A 17,354-nucleotide genomic window follows, 5' to 3' on the forward strand; every position below is an offset into this window, starting at 1 on the left:
TTTGTTATACTGATGCTTGCTCAAGTAGAAATGGGGATTCCGTCCCTCCGGGGACACCTTTTGCTTCAGCGAAATCAAAAAACCACTCTTCGCGAAAGGTTGTGACAGCATTAAATGAATCAACAAGCTACTCCCCTCTTCACTGCTCTCAAAAAGCATGCCGCCGGAAATCCAGTTCAATTCCATATTCCGGGACATAAGAAGGGGCTCGGGACCGATGCCGAATTCCGTGAGTTTATCGGCGATAACGCTCTATCCATAGATTTGATCAATATTGCACCGCTTGATGATCTTCATCAGCCCACCGGGGTTATTCTTGAAGCTCAGAAGCTGGCTGCAGAGGCTTTCGGCGCCGATTACACGTATTTCAGTGTACAGGGCACGAGCAATGCCATCATGACTATGATCCTCTCTGTCTGCTCAGAAGGAGACAAAATTATTGTGCCGCGCAATATTCACAAATCAGTGATGTCGGCCATTATTTTCTCCGGAGCCAAGCCTATTTTCGTCTCTCCTGTACAGGATGAGAATCTTGGGATAGACCACGGCATAACCACCAGCTCGCTTGAGCGGGCTTTAAGGCGCCATCCGGATGCCAAGGGTGTCCTCGTTATCAATCCGACGTATTTCGGCGTATGCGCCGACCTCCGTTCGATTGTCGACCTGGCCCATAGTTACGGGGTTCCCGTACTTGTGGACGAGGCACATGGAGTACTGATTCATTTTCATGAGGACTTACCGGTATCGGCCATGCAGGCCGGTGCAGACCTGGCAGCAACCAGCGTGCATAAGCTGGGCGGCTCCATGACGCAGAGCTCGGTACTGAACCTCAATGCCAAGACGGGTCTTGTCAACCCACAACGGGTACAGACCATTCTCAGCATGCTGACCACCACTTCAACCTCATATATTCTGCTTGCCTCTCTGGATACCAGTAGACGCAACCTTGCCCTGAACGGACATGAGATGGCGGCGAGAACCATTGCACTGTCGACCTATGCCCGTAATTCAATTAATGAGATTGAGGGGCTGTACAGCTTCGGCAAAGAAATTCTCGGAACAGAAGCTACCTTCGATCATGATCCGACGAAGCTGAACATTCATGTACGCCACCTGGGCATTACCGGTTATGAGACCGAGAATTGGCTCCGGCAGAAGTATAATATCGAAGTTGAACTCAGCGACATGTATAATATTCTTTGCCTGATTACCCCTGGTGATACTAAAGAATCTGTAGATAAGCTGCTAGCTGCGCTGCAGGTGCTCTCAGCGATCCATTACAGCAAGGGTGAGATCTATGAGCTTAAGGTGCAGGTACCGAATATCCCGCAGCTGGCCCTGATCCCGAGAGATGCCTTCTACGCGGATACGCAGCTGATTCCCTTCCGGGAGTCTGCCGGTTACATCATTGCAGAGTTCATCTACGTCTATCCGCCGGGTATTCCTATTCTTCTCCCTGGAGAAGTTATTACCCAGGATAATATCGACTATATCATCGACCATGTAGAAATCGGATTACCTGTCAAAGGACCCGAGGACCGCAGCATTACCAATATAAAAGTCATTGTTGAAGCAGAGCCTATCTCCTAAGGCTTGTCCCATAGCAGTGCGACATGCAAAACCCCGATACGTATAGAGTATCGGGGTTTTGCATGAATGCCTGAAATCTATTCTTGCTGGGCAAGCAGCTCGTTATAAGCTTCTTCAACAGCTTTCCATTCAGCTTCATCTTCAATGTTGTACAGAACCATTTCTTCGTCTTCTTCTTCCATACGAAGGATGATTCCGTCTGCTTCCGGGTTCTCGCGCTCAAGCAGCAGGGCGTACAACTTCTCGCCTACGTCGAACGTTTCCACCAGTACCATTTCTACATCTTCGCCCTGCTCGTTCGTCAAGGTCAGCACAAACTCCTCGTGCTCATGGTCGTGATCATGTCCGCAACCGCATGCTTCACCATGTTCATGGCCATGCTCATGTTTGTGATCGCTCATTGTAATACCTCACTTTAATTGAATTATCCTACATTTGGTATCGTAACACGTAAGATAAGGACAGGTCAATTTGCAGGAGGGACTTAATTCTTGGATGAAGCCGTAACTACCTTCTCGGACACAAGAATGTACTCTCCGTTCTTAGACGCCTTCATGAAGAAGCCTACACTATATTTGCCCGGTTCCTTGAAATCATAGGTGAACTCCGGTGTGGAGAACCAGAAATCCTCATTCTTGGAGCCGACGGCATCCTCGAGAATATCCTTCACATTCCCGGCAGGATCGGTGATCGCCACCTTCACGGCAGCGATGCTGTCCTTCAGGCTGTCCACCTGTGTCAGAATCTTCATCTTCAGCTTGCCTGTGTTGACATTGCCGAATACCGTGTCGCCTTTGAACAGTACGATATGAACATTCGGCTTGAGGATCGTCACTCTGCCTGAGCCGTCCCAGCTGACGATACCCCCGGCCTCCCTGGCGGGAATATAGGTCTTGCCGTCAATCAAATAGCCGCCGTCTGCTATTTCCTTTCCATTGCTCCATACTTTGATCCTCTGGTTCACAGCGTCCGCGAACAAATAGGAGCTTCCCATCATGAAAAACACAACCGTGCACAGAGCAATTTTTCTCCATCTCATTGTAAAGCCCCTCCAAATAATTCATGCTGTTAATGTATACTGCTAAGCCAACGACAAGTTGCGCAGAATTCAGGGATTTATTTCTTTTTGCAGAAGAAAAGAAAACCAAGCCCTTCAGCAACCGGTTTCGGCATGTGCAGCAGACGTTAACGCAGCATTATTGGAGAAGCTGCTGTCTCCTCTGGACATAGAAAAGGCCGGACATCAGCGCCTGTAAGACGCCTGTCCGGCCGTTCCCTCTGTTATCTATGCCCGGCTAAAATTGCGGAAGCTGATCCAGATTATTCGTAGGATCTCCGTCTGCATCGCCGCGGATATACATTTCACCATCTTTGCCTTTAAATACATTGACGCCTGCGATGCTGCCGGACTGCACCTCCTGAAGTGCCTGCTGATAATCCAGCACGCGTCCGGAGGAGGTCTGGAACCCGGTCAGGTCCCCGTCACCGTTACGTTTGGCGGCAATAAAGCGTTCCCGTTCTTGATTCATCACTTAGGATCGTCTCCTTCGCACTAGAATTAGCCAGCTGTCCTGGCCCGATTCTAGCTTGTCCATCGCAGCGAAAGAGTATGTACCCGGCAGATTACAGGGCCTTACTCATTCTGACATGCAGAATCCCCGCATCATAGAAAGGCTCCTTGGAGATCACTTCATAGCCAAGCTTGCGGTAAAAGGGTTCTGCTTGACACTGGGCATCCAGAATGGATGCCTGCAGACCCAGCTCACGTGCGCGTTCTTCCATAGCCAGCAGCAGGATACGTCCGCATCCCTTAGCGCGGAAGGCCTCCTGAACGGCAATCCGCTGCATCTTGGCGGTGTCCGCTTTATAATAGATCATCCGGCCGGTTGCAGCCGGCTGTCCGCCCTCCATGAGCAGGAAATGATGCACATGCTCACTGATGACATCATATTCATCGATCTCCTCTTCTACCGGCACCTTCTGTTCTTCCACAAATACCTTCTTGCGGATCTCCAGCGCCATTTGAAGCTGCTCCTCTGTAGTAACATGTACGATTTCCACTGCCATCTCCCTGACTCCTCTCTATAGGTCCAATCAATATGGAGCATTATACAGAATTATTAATATCCTGTATAGAGCCTGAGAGTTTCCGGGGAAGGCCAGCGGGCAGGGAACCGCCGGACACTGATTTCAGGGAGTGTCATAGACCTCCTCGGGAATCGAGCGGTCATACACATCCCGCAGAACCGGCGAGGTCAGGCTATCCCGTGAATTCAGACTTCCGTCTAGTCCGGTCATGCTGTGAACATCCGTATATTCAGGAATCTCCTTGCCTGCCGCACATCCGGCGATTCCCAGAAGGAGACATGCTCCAATCCATAAGAGACATACTCTTGCCATGCGCATTGTTGTTACCCCCTCATCCTTCTTGGCTCTTTACAGCTTTGACGAATCGGGAGGTTCATAAACGAAGCTTTACAGATTTACATTGCCAACTACATGGACAAGATACATCATGCCCCCGAGAACCCCGGCAAGCACAAAATATGCAGCCCCATATCTCCAGCGGGAAGCAACCGGCACTTCATAATACTTATCATTGTCATATACTGTGAAGCTGATCTCACAGGTCATCTTCATCTGCAGGCTGGCATCCACATAGAGCTGGTCGAGCTGCACGACTTTGACTTTTCCGATCAGAGACTGCACCGGCATAGTCGTCGTTCCATAGTAATCCAGGTTATCCCAGCGTACCCCGACGAACTGCTGACGGTTCAAATCACTGTAAGTGGTGAACGGCAGCTCCCGCTTATGCTCAGGGCCGGGGATCAGATACCCTTGCTCCTGCAGATCCCCGATCGGGATCAGGAAGCTTTTGAGCACAGTATGCATCTGCTTCTTCGTACGCCGGCTGATGTACTTCTTATACATATCATAGGCGAACATTACCCAGATTACGCCGAACAGGATGGATTTCAGATAGATGATTACAGCTAATCCTCCAATGAGCCCTACCAGCCATAACCAGCGTGTAACCGCCGTGGCAATTCTTCCCCCATCCAGCGGATGGATCGGCAGCAGGTTAATCAGATTAAGGAAAAAGCCGATGTAGGCCAGTGAATATAACAAGGGGCTATGATAATAATAGGCCGCTCCGAATACGATCAGCGCACCGATACTCCCCAATATTGGGCCGCCAAAAGCGACATACGCTTCCTCTCTGGCATCCAGCGGCTGCTTCTTCATCGTAATCAGTGCGCCCATAAAAGGAATGAACAGTGGTGCACTTACCGGCAATCCGATCCGTTTGGCAGCGATAACATGGCCGATCTCATGAACGAATAATAACGCCACGAAGCCCACAGCGAACTGCCATGGTGAGATCAGTGCATAAGCCCAGATCGATACCATCATGGAGATCAGCGGACCTGCGATTTTACCCAGCTTGAGCAGAGAGATAATGGCTTTTCCCTTAAGCAGAAGCAATACCGCCCCGCTGCCCAGCCATCCCCATGCGCCTGAGCTTTTTTTCTCCTGTTTGTTTTCCTGCAATAGTCTCAATCTCCTTTTGACCTCTGTGTCTCTCTACTGTCGCACAGGAGTACGGTGGATTGCAAATAGACTTATGGTGTTGACAAATCTCCCGGCCTGCATATATGATATCCAGTAATTAGGATAACCACAATAGCTGCGAAGAGAAAGAGTACCCTGGCAATTCTTCCACAGAGAGCTCCGGCTGGTGAAAAGGAGCAAAGAAAACCCTCGGGAATATGGTCTCAGAGCTGCGCACCGAATCCCGGCATGAACGGGGCGTAGGCTGCGCCGGAACCCGCATCCGTTACCATGCTAGGGTATACCCGCTTTTTTTCTGCGGACGTACCTGAAGAGGTGGATGCCGCGAGGCATTGATGAATTTGGGTGGTAACACGTGAGCACAGGCTCTCGTCCCTTTAGGGGATGAGTGCCTTTTTTGCGTCCACATCATTTGAGGAGGAGAGAAATATGACTAACATTTTTATTGGCGGGGCTTGGCCTTATGCCAACGGCTCCCTGCATCTGGGCAGACTCGCCAGCATTCTTCCGGGAGATATTCTGGCCCGCTACCACCGTGCCAAAGGCGACGCTGTACTCTATGTATCCGGCAGTGACTGCCACGGCACCCCCGTTGCTGTACAGGCGGCGCAGGAGGGTGTATCGCCAAGTGAATTCGCCAGCCGGTATCATGAGGAGTTCGCCGCTTGCTTCCGCGCCTTAGGCTTCACTTATGACTTGTATACCCGGACCGATCAGGCACATCACCACAGTACGGTTCAGGAGCTGTTTCTTAAGCTGCTGGATCACGGGTATCTGTACCAGAAATCCAGTCTCCAGTGCTATTGTGAGCAGGACCAGCGCTTCTTGCCGGACCGTTATGTCAATGGCCTCTGCCCGGTCTGCGGACAGCAGGCCCGGGGAGACCAATGTGATTACTGTTCAACGATTCTCGATCCGGTGGACCTGCTGGAGCGTATATGTGCCCTCTGCGGCTCTACGCCTGTGCTGCGCTCTACTCAGCATTACTATCTGTCGCTGTCCAGCTTCCAGCATGCACTCACAGAATACGCTGATTCCGCGCAGGGCTGGAGAGACAATGCGGTCCGGCTGACCCGCAGATATCTGCAGGAAGGCCTGCAGGACCGTGCAGCAACACGCGATCTGGACTGGGGCGTGGATGTCCCCGTTGACGGCTTCGCAGACAAGAAAATCTATGTCTGGATCGAAGCCGTCAGCGGCTATCTGTCCGCCAGCAAGCAGTGGGCCGCCGAGACGGGCAACCGCTGGGAGGATTTCTGGTCCGTAGCGTCCAGACAAGATAACAATGGGCAGCCCCCTATAACCGCTTACTATGTGCACGGGAAGGACAATATTCCTTTTCACAGCCTGATTTGGCCTGCTATCCTGCTGGGAGCTGAGGAGCTGCATCTGCCGGACCGGATCTTCTCTTCTGAATACCTGACCCTGGAAGGGCAGAAATTCTCCACCAGCCGCAACTGGGCGGTCTGGGTGCCGGATATTCTCAGCCGGTATGACCCGGACTCGGTCCGTTACTTCCTGACCGCGAACGGTCCCGAGAAGCGGGATGCCGACTTCTCCTGGAGAGAGTTCATCTATAGCCATAACAGCGAGCTGCTGGGCGCGTTCGGCAATTTTGTCAACCGCAGCCTCGTGTTCGTGAATAAATTCTGGAATGGCAAAGTTCCAGATGGAGTCTTAGACGAAGCATGGGTGAGTAGTCTGGATCACCTGTATAGGGAAGCAGGAAGGCTGATTGAAGCAGGACACTTCAAAGAAGCCCTGGAATTCATCTTCTCGCACGTCCGCCAGGCCAACAAGTATTTTGATGAACAGCAGCCGTGGCTCCAGATCAAGCATGATCCTGCGGCAGGGGGCAACACGCTGTACACCTGTGTTCAGATTATTGCCAACCTGGCAAACCTGCTGAACCCGTTCATTCCTTTCTCCTGCGGGAAGATTAGAGGTTTCTTGTCCATAGAACAGCCCGTATGGCACCCGGTATCCATTCTTGCAGGGCGGCCTATATTGGAGCTTGAATTACTGTTTGAGCGGATAGAGGTGCAGCGGATAGAAGAGGAGCTGGAGCGGATGGGGATGGGTTAAAAAAGCGTTCTTTCCCGCATACCGCCCGCTAAAGCAAGCAGCGCAGGCAAGAACGCTCCGGGAAAATAATATGGATGGATACACAGTAGCTGTCTGCTCTGTGTGATAACTTAGTTCTGGCCGGGGTAACGTGCTCCGGCTGCAATCCCTTGCGGGGATATCCGCTCAATCCTTGCGAGATCCTCCGCCGTCAAGGTAACCTGAAGTGCTCCGAGGTTCTCTTCTAACCGCTCCAGCCGCTTCGTACCGGGAATCGGTACAATCCGCTCTCCTTGTGCAAGAAGCCAGGCCAGGGCAAGCTGTGCCGGAGCGTAGCCTTTCTCGGCTGCCATCTGCCCGATCAGCGAGACGACCTCCAGATTCCGGGTGAAGTTCTCTCCCTGGAACCGCGGGTAATGCCGGCGGTAATCATCCTCCGGCAGATCATCGAAGCTCTTGATCTGTCCAGTCAGAAAACCGCGGCCCAGCGGGCTATAAGGAACGAAGCCGATGCCCAGCTCCTTGACCAGCGGCAGAATCTCATCCTCCACCTCCCGGCTCCAGAGCGAATACTCTGTCTGCAGGGCGGTCAACGGATGCACCGCATGTGCCCGGCGGATCAGTTCAGGCGAAGCCTCGGATAAGCCGATATAACGGATCTTTCCTTCCTTGACAAGGTCAGCCAGGGTACCAGCGGTTTCCTCAATAGGGGTGTTCGGATCAGGACGGTGCTGATAGTACAGATCGATATAATCTGTGCCTAGTTGATAGAGGCTGGCATCTACGGATTTTTTGATATAGGCCGGGTCTCCCTTGGGTCCCTGAGTATGCGTAATGCCGAATTTCGTCGCAATCACTGCCTGATCTCTCCGGCCCTTAAGCGCCCGCCCGAGAAGCCGTTCATTACCGCCGAAGCGCTGCTGCTCGAAGGCTCCATAGATATCCGCTGTGTCCAGCAGAGTTACGCCCAGATCAAGCGCGCCATGAATGGTTCGTACAGACTCTTCATTATCCGGCATCATCATCGTTCCGAGTCCCAGAGCCGATACGCTCAGCCCTTCGTTCCCGAGTGTTCTTGTATGCATATGGTTGCCTCCCTCTTGTCCCTGTAATAGATCTTACGAACATGTCCTTATTCTAACCGTCCTGCCGTGGAGCAGCCACAGTACGTTCATGCTAGTAAGATCATTACCAGGGAGCGGAGGAAACGTATGGCGTATGTCCCCCGAGAATCGTCTGCTACGTTATAACAGGCGTATAGATACAAATATGCAGTCCCGGGTGATCCGCCAGATTGGCCATCGAATTGATGTCGTAGACTACAGGCTCACTTGTACCCAGACTCTCTATGACCACACGGTTGACTCTTTTCCCCTGAATATTGTGCTGTTTCCACATCTCGGCGAAATCCGCACTGTCCTCCAAGAGCTGATCGACCATCTCCTTGTGCCAAGGATCATGCAGGTTCAAGTCATAATAGGTTCTGTACACACCTACTGAATGTAGGGCGAACTCCTCCCAGTTCAGCATCCGGCAGCGCAGCTCCAGATCCAGGAACAGAAGACGCATCATAATGCGCTCAGAAGCAGACAGACCTCCGAAATCACTAAGCACTTCACTCGCTTTATCATTCCAGGCCAGTACCTCAGACCGCTCATTCGTAATAAAAGACGGATAAGTCAATTGCCGGATAATATCCCGCCACTGCGGACTCAGCTCCGGACTGACCGTATCTATAGAAGCAAGTGTATCCGGCAAGCCGGGATTCCATAGCTCAAACAGATGCTTGCGCTCATCTGCCGACAACCGCAGCGCCTGACTGAGACTCTCCATGACCTCTCTGGAGGCGGTAACCTCCCTGCCCTGCTCCAGCCATGTATAATAAGTGCTGCTGAGACCGGCCAGAACCGCAACCTCCTCCCGCCGCAGACCTGGTGTTCTGCGCTGACTGTTCGTTTCCTTGATCCCTGCAGCTTCTGGCTGCAGGCGGTCCCGGCGTGATCTCAGGTAGTCGCCAAGACGCTTAAACCTCGTAATCTCATTGCTCATGAGCTGGGCCTCCTTTCAGCCAATCGAGTGTCTATTCTACCAGAAATACGATTAAGATTGATTCACAGATGCTTCACATATTCACATACTCTCGCATATAGCGTGGGGTAGATCCCCGGGTAGGTCACAGCCTGCGGCAGCTCGCTGAAGCTTCGAAGCTCCGCCATTTCGTACGGGGGCAAAGTTCCGAACCTTTTGACATCTGCATAATACAACATCCCGTAGCTCTCTGCCAGCTCATCACTTCTGACCGAATAGATGCATAGCGGATGCAGTTCATAATCTTCAGCGCCTGTCTCTTCGTAGAGTTCTCTTACCGCAGCTTCCCCGGGACTCTCACCCGCCTCAATATGCCCGCCGGCAAATTCCCACGTGGACCGCTCACGGTGCCGTACCAGAACCCAATCCTTCCCTTGCTTCATAAAAATCACTACATATTTGAGACTCCCCCCAGGGCACTCCGCTTCATGCAATGTTACGATCATGATAGAATTCCACCTTTTATGTTGGTTAAGGAACTTCCAGACAAGCGCCATTATTGTAATATACTATGGATGGGGTGTCGTGGGTTTTTGTCACTGCGGTGGTATGGAAGGGTCATGCTTAACTGATCATCTATAGCATATTTAAAAATCTCTTGCCATTCCCTTACGTCCTGTGTTATTATAAATTTCGTTGCAGGACGGTAGCTCAGCGGGAGAGCACTATCTTGACAGGGTAGGGGTCATGGGTTCGAACCCCATCCGTCCTATATATGGATAGCCTTAAAGAAACGAAGCCGATCATATGATCGGCTTCGTTTTTCGTTGTTATCATTGCAACAGTTTTATTCTGCCTTAGCCCCGTTCATCCGAGACGCCTCATCCCGCAAATACTTCATCCGGGCTTCATACTCCATCCTTGTAGCGGCATCCTGACTCAGGAACTCCAGCGTATCCATTGCTTTTTTCAACATCGGTTCATTCATGGTCAGCACCTCCCAGTTTGGTTGCTCAACACCCTTCAGAAATAATAACCAGTTGATCAGACCACCAGTTAATGGGACGGCCTGCTCCTCGAGCTTTGTTAATTCTATTACATGAATTTCCAGATCATTGTTCAGTGGAATCCCGGTGTGATCTTCCCGAAGGCGAAAGATATTATGATGGCGGTTATTAGGAAGACAGGAATAGTTCAAAATATTGATCGTTACACACTTCTTCAATTGAATGTAATCGTCGCCTTTTTGAATTTGGTGGTAATACATCTCACTCCAGTAGAAAAGTGTCCGCTTCTCCATATTATATGGATTGAATAGTTGCATTTCGATGTTGATCCGTTTGCCCTCAGCCGTCTTGGCTTTAATGTCCAGAATAAATTGTTTCTCCCTTCAAAGATCTATGAAACATACAAGCCCAGTTTTATATTCAGCCCTCCCATTCACCTGTAAGTTATCGCCATTCGCTTATCCACCAATACCACGCCGTCCGCTTCACCCTTACCGTTGAACAGGCCTGAAATTACATATATTTTCGTATCATCTTCAGCTTTCGCTGCCCATTCTTTATCATGCAAATACCGCTTGTTGATGGAATCGTAAGCATAATCCAGGTTGCGCTCCATATCCGTCAGATACTGATCGCCATAGATTTGTTTGAAGTCATCCTTAGACATGCCAATTTTAAAACCGCCAGTGGTTTCATACGTATCTTTCGATTCCTCCGCCAGAGTAATACCTGCCACTTTATCCTCACGGTACATAATTCTTACGCCAGAGCTGTACATGATTGAATTCGCAATATCCTTATCTTCTCCTTTGCCCAATACCTCTTCTGCTTCCGCGCGGCTCATACCATACTCAACCATGGCTTTATGATCGTTCACCTTTTGGATGGCTAAGTCTTTGGTGGTTACCCCGTCTTTGGAATCCGCACAAGCCGTCAATACGAACAAGAACAACATTACCAGTACCGTTTTTCTCATCATGCCCTCCCGGATGTTTTTACCTAAACCTTACCATGCTTGGAGGAATAAGAAACATAAAAAAGACTGCATGAGCACAAGCTCACACAACCTCTAATAATGACGGTTACGAATTTACAGCAATCAGGTCGTTACTGTCAGCGTCTTTTGAACACCGCCGTCAGGATCGCACACCAGATATTTAACTTTCTCCCGTGCATTCTATATAATAGAGTCAGCTTACACACGGAAAGGACTGAACTATGCGCAGATATCAATAGTTGTACCTCACCAATACCATATATACTTCATGGAGGTAACACTTTGATGATTACTGAATTACGTACCGAGCGATTAGTGTTAAGACAAATGAGTACCGCCGATTCAGCCAGCCTTTTCGCGATCTGGTCTGATCCTGAAGTCACCCGCTTCATGAATATCAGCAGCTTCACAGATGAGAGTCAGGCCGTAGAAATGATTGAGCTGCTTGGTAAGTTAGCCGATGAGAATCAGGCGATCCGCTATTCTATCATTGAAGCAGAATCCGGCCGGATTATCGGCTCATGCGGTTACAATATGCTGGACTATGACAATGCGAAGACAGAGATCGGTTATGACCTTAGCCGCGAGTTCTGGGGAAGAGGTTATGTGCCTGAAGCCCTTCGTGCGCTAATAGATTATGCGTTTGATACACTGGGCTTCAATAGAATAGAAGCAAAGGCTCAGCCTGCTAATATCAATTCTATTAAAGTATTGCAGAAATTAAACTTCTCGCTGGAAGGAACAATGAGACAGAGTGAGCGGTCCAACGGAACCTTCATTGACCTGTGTATGTATTCTAAATTAGCTGCAGATTAGGATAATCTGAACAAAGGCTGGCCCCAGGCGCTTCAGAATGAACAGCGCAGGGTCAGCCTTATTTTATATACAAGCCTTCATAAAAAATAAAGCTACCACTGGGGCAGCTCCACTAATTGAATATCCGATGCGGATGTCTTTACGTATTTGAGAATTTCTTTATAGCCCTTCTCTGACAGAAAACACTTTTGCTCGACTCCTTTGTGGTCTTCCCCAAAATAAGCAATATGAAACGTCTTATCCAACTGGATAATGTTAGAAACCTGAATTAACGTGTTTCTATCTGCTAGAACGAAATTATATCCTGAACTGGCCAGGGTATTAAGCCAATATTTCAGCGTACCTACTGTATAAAAGGTCTGATCGTACGTATGGACAATGATCCGATAGATAGTCCGTTCAAATTCCATAAAAGTTATTTTTTCAATATCGAGTGAGAATACACCAGTGTTTCCCTCTGTGTCTCTAGTAACAGATATCGTGCTCAAAGGGATCAACTCCAATGTTATTTAAGTAACTCTTCAGGAACCTCGGGTTGGTTAATGTAAAATACACTTGCTGTAACCAACACGATAAGGGCAGCGAAGGCAGACAAACCGGATGCAAGTTTATACACTACTGTGCGTCGTAGAGCCTGTAACCCCTTCATTCTCAGTTCTCACCCCCCTTCTAGCAATAAGCAGACTGATCGATTGAGCCAAAAAACTGGCAGCAATCACCGGTGAACCTGCCACCACATTGGCCATAACAAGCATTACTGCTATGACTTTGAGCTTAGGCCAGTGCTGTCTGGGAATCCGGGTCTGGCGTTCGATTCCGATAGGGGCCAGCCACAGTACAATCAATAGACTGATTCCATTCATAAGCAGAATCATTGTATCTCCTGCTTTAATGAAGGACAAGAACGTGAACAAAGTTGCTGTAAACAAGACACAGGCCATTCCCGATTTCAGATGCAACCCGCCGGATACCTGACGCAATAAGGCAAAGGAGATCAAAATCTGAATAGTCTCCTTTGTCCTGCCCGTCAGAAGGGACAACACCAGTGTCAGCCCAATAATAAATAACGCATTAAGGATGACCGCAATAGCAAACTTCAGGACCGTAGCAGATGCCGGATGCTCGGGAACTATACGTTTGATGCGCAGTGCAAGCTTGCCGGACATGAATTCAAGCATCTTCCATCTCCTTCCGGGTGGAATAGTATAGAAGGAAGACAGACATAACCAAAAAAATCAGTGCATTTAACAAAATATCATTGTAATAGAGCAGGAGAGATACTACTATTACAAATGCACAAATCAGCACGGACAGCAAGATATCCTCTATTTTGAAGCGGAGTTTATCCAGATCGAAGGTGAAGCCTTTGCCTTTGCGGTATAGGTAGCCGAATACTCCAAAGACAATAGCAGCGGTCGCAACCTGCAGAAAATACCCGTTCGCCTTATTGTCGATATTCGAAACGGAGCCGAAGACACTCCAAAGAATCAACGTCTGAATCCCTGCAAAAATAGCAAATCCTGATATCGTTGCAATAATGGACAAGATTAGAGGCATCCTCACTACCGCTGCAAAGAATAAGATAAAGATCAGGATTAATACGAGTGGTGCGACATTTGACATGCCCAGTTCATTGCGTAATAGATAGCTCTGGAGGTTGTTCAGCAAAATGACGAATAGGGCCTGCCATATGTACCATCTCCATTTGAATCGAAAGAGCGACATAATCAGATAATAGAGCGCAAGCGTCTCTATAGTTGAAAAAAACATAAAGCCTACAGGTTCCCACGACAAACCAAAACACCGCCTGACTAATTTTCGTTTACAAGATTAATTATATATCCACGCCGCACCAGACGTATACTACTTAATTACAAAATTCGACACTTTTTACTCAAGGCAAAAAAACACCCGCTGAATGCTCTGAATCGAGTCTCAACGGATGTTCTTCTGTATATAACAGCTTGGCTATTCGAATTAAATTTCGGACCAGATGATGTTAATCTCCACGATTCCCTCCTGGGAAGTAAGCGGACCGCCAATAACTGACCAGCTGTGTTTGTTGTCTTTGGTCATACCCTGAATAATTAGATTCTTGGCATCAATGGTCTTCACAGACTGGTCCCCCATTTGGGCAGACAGATAATCATCATAGAGCTTCGTTACAGCTTCCATACTATCGGACGTTCTATAAACCAGCATCACCGATGTTTTGCCTTCGTTCTTAGACGTTGTGGACAGCACAGTCTCTGTTATATTATCCGGCATCGGAAAATCCTCTGGAAGCTCTTTCGGAATGTCTACGCTGCCGGAAGCAGTACCGCCTCCAGCGTCCGACTGTTCAGGCGTCTGTTCCGGCTCTGCCGATGGTGCGGGCGTCTGCTCCGGTTCATCCGTTGCTGCTGGTGTCTGCTCCGGCTCTGTTGACGCCGCAGGGGTCTGCACCGCTTCGGCTGTCGGTGTGGATTCCTGGGACGGCTCAGCGGACGGCGCATTCGCTGAATTACTGCACGCACTCAGGACCAGCAGGGACAAGGTCAAGGATAAGGACATTATTAGTTTTTTGGTGTACATCTTCTCACTCCTCATGATTTCATGGAACTTTAACATCGCCAGTTAGATTCAATGGCTTACCGGATAATACCCCTTTTCACATTCCTCCAAACAACAAATGTAGACAAAAAGAAGCCCGGAAACCAAGGCTCCCGGGTGAATCGAATAATTTATAAGTTCAGAAATTATTTATAATAAGATGTCGTAAGCGGAACGAAGACCGAGGTTCCCTTCTTCACATCGCCGGTGAGATACAAGCTGCTGACTCCGGCAATATCCACTTCGATGGTCGTGAGCCCGCTGGCCGGGTCAATGGTCTGCTTCTTCAGCACAGTGTTGGTGTCCGCGTCTTGAATCGTGAAGTCTTTGATCTCCCCGCCAATTGCGGCGATCTGAAGATAGAGCTTCTGATACTTTTTGTTAGGCTCCAGCATGAAGGAACTTCCGCGGTCGCTGCTGGCGTCATCGAAGAATACATCCTTGTAGTCCTTGTCCTTGTATACAGTCTTGCCCGGGTCTTTGGTATGATACATATTGTCAAAGCCTGTAGCAATCGGCACACCTGCCGTCTGCTCTCCAAGAGAAATGGTGTTAGTTGCAGCATCGAACTTGACAGTGACGCCAAGCAGGTCAGATACGGAACGGACCGGCAGATACGTTGTGTCCTTATAGGAAATTGGGGCAATCACCGCACCGCTGCCATTCTTAAGCTGTACGGGCTGGCCGTTCATCTTGAATTTGATGCTTGGATTCAGGAAAGCCTTGATCTCCTGCAGGTTGGCTCCGGCATACACGCCCGTGCCCATTCCTCCAAGTACGGCAAATGCAGTCAGTGCAGCAGTCATCTTCTTCTTCATTCGATCATACTCCTCTCCATTTATAACAAATTTGAATATTCCATATTGGGAGTATAATAAATCCTGCCACCAGATGCAACATACCCCTTAGAAGGCTGTCAAGCCAAAGAAATACCCTGCCAATCCGGCAGGGCATTCGATACTCCTATGTACTCTAAACTACACTTAGAGTCCATCTCGCCGCCCAACAGATTCGTAGCGGTCGCGGATTTCCAGATTTTTGGAGTGATTGTACAAGTCCAGCGCGATAATTCCTCTGCGTGCCAGCTTCACCACCAGAACGAATAAATATATCCCCATCCCCAAACAAGTCAACCAGAGCAAAAGAGCAAAAATACTGAATCCTCCAGCAAGCAAGGACCCAAAACCTGTCATATACACAGCTTACATCCCCCTAATTCAACATGATACAAGTCTATATCCTAATCATATCAAGTTTGGCACGTTTGTGTAAGGAATGCAAAGTTCTAATAAATTTTACTGTAGAAATAATCCAATTTTGATATACTGGCTAAGTATGATTAAACATTTGGGGGAAATTACTGATGTACGGAAAATTAACCAAAATGACTTTAGCTTTTGCTCTTTTAGCGTCACCGGTGATATTAAGTGGATGTGGCGGGTCTGCTGAGGTTACGCAAGCTGCAACCGCGACTCCTTCTGCTGCACCGACTGCGTCTCCTACTCCAGCACCAGAACTGAAGAACTTCTCTGTGAAGGATAAGACGCAGGAATACCTGGAGAACTTCGGCACCAGTGCTTGGAATGCTGAGTCGTCCAAAGAAATTGCCGAGAACATCCGGATTAAGGCCAGAGAGGATAAAGAGAATACCTTCACTTATCTGGAGATTGCTGACTCTATTGAGAAAAATGATGTGCAAAATGTAAAGAAGATTTTTACGAAAATTGGTGGAGTTCTGCCTGCTTCCGTTGCCGCCCGCTATCCGGATCCCACACCTACACCCGATGAAACGGATGCACCCTCTGGCGGGGATACTGATATGACCTACCTAGAAGCAGACCAGGAGTTTGGATCGAGAGGACTTGATTTAGCCAAAAGCTATCTGGAAAAGGAGCTTACCCAAGAAATAAAAGATGATATTTCAGCATATTTTCTCCATAGCATGGAGTTTATAATTAAGGAAAACCAAAGCAAATACAAGGAAATGGCCACTGCCATTCAAAAAGATGACAAGGCAACTGTTCAAAAACTATATGCTGAGCTGCTCCCGTTATACCAAGGCTTACCTGATTCAGCAACGGCTGTAACCGCTACGCCAGCCCCGGCAGCGGCAAAGGACGAAGCCGTTCATCTCAAAGGAAAAAAAGACCAGGCTACGGAGTTCTTCCAACTTAATAGCGGGATCGCAATTGTGGAGGCCTCAGACGCCGGGAATTCTAACTTTATTATCCACATGTATGATGAAACTGGAGACTTTGAAGAATATGTTGTTAACGAGATTGGACCATACAAGGGCAAGTCTTTAGTGGTGATTCCCGAAGACGGGAAGTATATGCTGAAGGTAGAGTCGGATGGCTCCTGGAAGGCAGATATTAAGCAGAGCATCCCTGAGAATATCAAGAGCGCACCGGTTAAGTTATCCGGTAAGGGTAACGATGTTGTGTTTGCAAAGCTGCAAAGCAAGCTGACCCGGTTCACCTCCAAACATACAGGTGAATCGAACTTTATCGTCAGATTGAATGATAGCGGGCTGGTGAATGAAGTTGGTAATTATTCCGGTTCTACCGCGGAAAAAATCGACACCGACGGAATTTATGTCTTTTCTGTAGAAGCAGACGGACAATGGAGCATTGATATCGAATAAGCTTCGCACCGCAATGAAACGATTGCTGATCCGATAGGGACCG

21 protein-coding genes, 1 tRNA gene and 1 pseudogene are annotated in these 17,354 nt (G+C 48.8%); 5 read left to right on the top strand and 18 right to left on the bottom strand.

The features are described from left to right. Nucleotides 1-114 precede the first annotated feature (114 nt). Nucleotides 115-1,590 (top strand): aminotransferase class I/II-fold pyridoxal phosphate-dependent enzyme, encoded by a 1,476-nt coding sequence (locus tag NST04_RS23150; protein ID WP_341021098.1) that lies wholly within the window; start codon nucleotides 115-117, stop codon nucleotides 1,588-1,590. Between the two features lie 77 nt (nucleotides 1,591-1,667). On the opposite strand, the gene NST04_RS23155 is transcribed toward NST04_RS23150, so the two are convergent. The 6 genes from NST04_RS23155 to NST04_RS23180 all read right to left on the bottom strand — a co-directional run bounded on the left by NST04_RS23155 (nucleotide 1,668) and on the right by NST04_RS23180 (nucleotide 5,142). Then, nucleotides 1,668-1,991: a DUF1292 domain-containing protein gene (locus NST04_RS23155; protein WP_019911532.1), complete on the bottom strand. Its 324-nt coding sequence runs from the start codon at nucleotides 1,989-1,991 to the stop codon at nucleotides 1,668-1,670. Nucleotides 1,992-2,074: 83 nt separating this feature from the next. Then, on the bottom strand, nucleotides 2,075-2,629 hold the full coding sequence (locus NST04_RS23160; protein ID WP_341186314.1) for a copper amine oxidase: 555 nt from the start codon (nucleotides 2,627-2,629) through the stop codon (nucleotides 2,075-2,077). Nucleotides 2,630-2,885: 256 nt separating this feature from the next. Then, nucleotides 2,886-3,122 carry a DUF3892 domain-containing protein gene (locus NST04_RS23165; protein WP_036695032.1) on the bottom strand — a complete coding sequence of 79 codons (237 nt, stop codon included), beginning with the start codon at nucleotides 3,120-3,122 and terminating at the stop codon, nucleotides 2,886-2,888. A gap of 91 nt (nucleotides 3,123-3,213) precedes the next feature. Then, nucleotides 3,214-3,657, bottom strand: a complete 444-nt coding sequence (locus NST04_RS23170) for a GNAT family N-acetyltransferase (protein ID WP_341186315.1) — start codon at nucleotides 3,655-3,657, stop codon at nucleotides 3,214-3,216. Between the two features lie 123 nt (nucleotides 3,658-3,780). After that, the gene (locus NST04_RS23175; protein ID WP_341186316.1) at nucleotides 3,781-3,996 is read right to left on the bottom strand and encodes a hypothetical protein; all 216 of its coding nucleotides are present in this window, start codon (nucleotides 3,994-3,996) and stop codon (nucleotides 3,781-3,783) included. 69 nt (nucleotides 3,997-4,065) lie between these two features. Beyond that, nucleotides 4,066-5,142: a site-2 protease family protein gene (locus NST04_RS23180; protein WP_341186317.1), complete on the bottom strand. Its 1,077-nt coding sequence runs from the start codon at nucleotides 5,140-5,142 to the stop codon at nucleotides 4,066-4,068. Between the two features lie 450 nt (nucleotides 5,143-5,592). On the opposite strand from NST04_RS23180, the gene metG reads away from it, so the two are divergent. Then, nucleotides 5,593-7,248, top strand: a complete 1,656-nt coding sequence (gene metG, locus NST04_RS23185; protein ID WP_341186318.1) for a methionine--tRNA ligase — start codon at nucleotides 5,593-5,595, stop codon at nucleotides 7,246-7,248. Between the two features lie 110 nt (nucleotides 7,249-7,358). Here the strand turns inward: metG and NST04_RS23190 are convergent, their stop codons facing one another. The 3 genes from NST04_RS23190 to NST04_RS23200 all read right to left on the bottom strand — a co-directional run bounded on the left by NST04_RS23190 (nucleotide 7,359) and on the right by NST04_RS23200 (nucleotide 9,761). Continuing rightward, nucleotides 7,359-8,312: an aldo/keto reductase gene (locus tag NST04_RS23190; protein WP_341186319.1), complete on the bottom strand. Its 954-nt coding sequence runs from the start codon at nucleotides 8,310-8,312 to the stop codon at nucleotides 7,359-7,361. Between the two features lie 154 nt (nucleotides 8,313-8,466). Beyond that, nucleotides 8,467-9,276, bottom strand: a complete 810-nt coding sequence (locus NST04_RS23195) for a helix-turn-helix transcriptional regulator (protein WP_341186320.1) — start codon at nucleotides 9,274-9,276, stop codon at nucleotides 8,467-8,469. Nucleotides 9,277-9,338: 62 nt separating this feature from the next. Further along, a complete protein-coding gene (locus NST04_RS23200; protein WP_341186321.1) occupies nucleotides 9,339-9,761 on the bottom strand; it encodes an NUDIX hydrolase in 423 nt (140 codons plus the stop codon). Nucleotides 9,762-9,955: 194 nt separating this feature from the next. Between NST04_RS23200 and NST04_RS23205 the strand changes: the two genes are divergently transcribed. Next, nucleotides 9,956-10,027: transfer RNA gene (locus NST04_RS23205), tRNA-Val, on the top strand. A 78-nt stretch (nucleotides 10,028-10,105) separates the two neighbouring features. Here the strand turns inward: NST04_RS23205 and NST04_RS23210 are convergent. Continuing rightward, nucleotides 10,106-10,642, bottom strand: a pseudogene (locus NST04_RS23210) (Rpn family recombination-promoting nuclease/putative transposase); the annotation flags it as partial. Nucleotides 10,643-10,695: 53 nt separating this feature from the next. Beyond that, nucleotides 10,696-11,208, bottom strand: a complete 513-nt coding sequence (locus tag NST04_RS23215; RefSeq protein WP_341186322.1) for a hypothetical protein — start codon at nucleotides 11,206-11,208, stop codon at nucleotides 10,696-10,698. 336 nt (nucleotides 11,209-11,544) lie between these two features. Between NST04_RS23215 and NST04_RS23220 the strand changes: the two genes are divergently transcribed. Then, on the top strand, nucleotides 11,545-12,075 hold the full coding sequence (locus tag NST04_RS23220) for a GNAT family N-acetyltransferase (protein WP_341186323.1): 531 nt from the start codon (nucleotides 11,545-11,547) through the stop codon (nucleotides 12,073-12,075). 92 nt (nucleotides 12,076-12,167) lie between these two features. Here NST04_RS23220 and NST04_RS23225 read toward each other — a convergent pair whose 3' ends face one another. The 7 genes from NST04_RS23225 to NST04_RS23255 form a co-directional block, all read right to left on the bottom strand. After that, nucleotides 12,168-12,563, bottom strand: a complete 396-nt coding sequence (locus NST04_RS23225; protein WP_341186324.1) for a LytTR family transcriptional regulator DNA-binding domain-containing protein — start codon at nucleotides 12,561-12,563, stop codon at nucleotides 12,168-12,170. A 17-nt stretch (nucleotides 12,564-12,580) separates the two neighbouring features. Beyond that, nucleotides 12,581-12,724 (bottom strand): cyclic lactone autoinducer peptide, encoded by a 144-nt coding sequence (locus NST04_RS23230; protein ID WP_341186325.1) that lies wholly within the window; start codon nucleotides 12,722-12,724, stop codon nucleotides 12,581-12,583. Beyond that, a complete protein-coding gene (locus tag NST04_RS23235; RefSeq protein ID WP_341186326.1) occupies nucleotides 12,684-13,253 on the bottom strand; it encodes an accessory gene regulator ArgB-like protein in 570 nt (189 codons plus the stop codon). Before NST04_RS23235 ends, NST04_RS23230 begins: the two co-directional genes overlap by 41 nt. Continuing rightward, nucleotides 13,246-13,620, bottom strand: coding sequence for a hypothetical protein (locus tag NST04_RS23240; RefSeq protein WP_341186327.1), 375 nt, complete (start codon nucleotides 13,618-13,620; stop codon nucleotides 13,246-13,248). Before NST04_RS23240 ends, NST04_RS23235 begins: the two co-directional genes overlap by 8 nt. Nucleotides 13,621-14,052: 432 nt before the next feature. Then, a complete protein-coding gene (locus NST04_RS23245) occupies nucleotides 14,053-14,628 on the bottom strand; it encodes a hypothetical protein (RefSeq protein ID WP_341186328.1) in 576 nt (191 codons plus the stop codon). A 185-nt stretch (nucleotides 14,629-14,813) separates the two neighbouring features. Next, entirely contained in the window at nucleotides 14,814-15,485 is a 672-nt protein-coding gene (locus NST04_RS23250) for a stalk domain-containing protein (RefSeq protein WP_341186329.1), read from the bottom strand. Between the two features lie 165 nt (nucleotides 15,486-15,650). Beyond that, nucleotides 15,651-15,860 (bottom strand): hypothetical protein, encoded by a 210-nt coding sequence (locus NST04_RS23255; RefSeq protein ID WP_341186826.1) that lies wholly within the window; start codon nucleotides 15,858-15,860, stop codon nucleotides 15,651-15,653. A gap of 170 nt (nucleotides 15,861-16,030) precedes the next feature. Here NST04_RS23255 and NST04_RS23260 point away from each other — a divergent pair, with 170 nt between their 5' ends. Continuing rightward, on the top strand, nucleotides 16,031-17,311 hold the full coding sequence (locus NST04_RS23260; protein ID WP_341186330.1) for a hypothetical protein: 1,281 nt from the start codon (nucleotides 16,031-16,033) through the stop codon (nucleotides 17,309-17,311). Nucleotides 17,312-17,354 lie beyond the last annotated feature (43 nt).

The organism is Paenibacillus sp. FSL H7-0756 (assembly GCF_038006765.1).
Classification (GTDB): domain Bacteria; phylum Bacillota; class Bacilli; order Paenibacillales; family Paenibacillaceae; genus Paenibacillus_AQ.

Bases quoted from the DNA above. Each gene is read 5' to 3' on its own strand.
- metG (WP_341186318.1), top strand. From the start codon at position 5,593: ATGACTAACATTTTTATTGGCGGGGCTTGGCCTTATGCCAACGGCTCC.
- NST04_RS23190 (WP_341186319.1), bottom strand. From the start codon at position 8,312: ATGCATACAAGAACACTCGGGAACGAAGGGCTGAGCGTATCGGCTCTG.
- NST04_RS23150 (WP_341021098.1), top strand. From the start codon at position 115: ATGAATCAACAAGCTACTCCCCTCTTCACTGCTCTCAAAAAGCATGCC.
- NST04_RS23220 (WP_341186323.1), top strand. From the start codon at position 11,545: ATGATTACTGAATTACGTACCGAGCGATTAGTGTTAAGACAAATGAGT.
- NST04_RS23160 (WP_341186314.1), bottom strand. From the start codon at position 2,629: ATGAGATGGAGAAAAATTGCTCTGTGCACGGTTGTGTTTTTCATGATG.
- NST04_RS23250 (WP_341186329.1), bottom strand. From the start codon at position 15,485: ATGAAGAAGAAGATGACTGCTGCACTGACTGCATTTGCCGTACTTGGA.
- NST04_RS23155 (WP_019911532.1), bottom strand. From the start codon at position 1,991: ATGAGCGATCACAAACATGAGCATGGCCATGAACATGGTGAAGCATGC.
- NST04_RS23235 (WP_341186326.1), bottom strand. From the start codon at position 13,253: ATGCTTGAATTCATGTCCGGCAAGCTTGCACTGCGCATCAAACGTATA.
- NST04_RS23260 (WP_341186330.1), top strand. From the start codon at position 16,031: ATGTACGGAAAATTAACCAAAATGACTTTAGCTTTTGCTCTTTTAGCG.
- NST04_RS23255 (WP_341186826.1), bottom strand. From the start codon at position 15,860: ATGACAGGTTTTGGGTCCTTGCTTGCTGGAGGATTCAGTATTTTTGCT.
- NST04_RS23195 (WP_341186320.1), bottom strand. From the start codon at position 9,276: ATGAGCAATGAGATTACGAGGTTTAAGCGTCTTGGCGACTACCTGAGA.
- NST04_RS23200 (WP_341186321.1), bottom strand. From the start codon at position 9,761: ATGATCGTAACATTGCATGAAGCGGAGTGCCCTGGGGGGAGTCTCAAA.
- NST04_RS23175 (WP_341186316.1), bottom strand. From the start codon at position 3,996: ATGCGCATGGCAAGAGTATGTCTCTTATGGATTGGAGCATGTCTCCTT.
- NST04_RS23230 (WP_341186325.1), bottom strand. From the start codon at position 12,724: ATGAAGGGGTTACAGGCTCTACGACGCACAGTAGTGTATAAACTTGCA.
- NST04_RS23245 (WP_341186328.1), bottom strand. From the start codon at position 14,628: ATGTCCTTATCCTTGACCTTGTCCCTGCTGGTCCTGAGTGCGTGCAGT.
- NST04_RS23170 (WP_341186315.1), bottom strand. From the start codon at position 3,657: ATGGCAGTGGAAATCGTACATGTTACTACAGAGGAGCAGCTTCAAATG.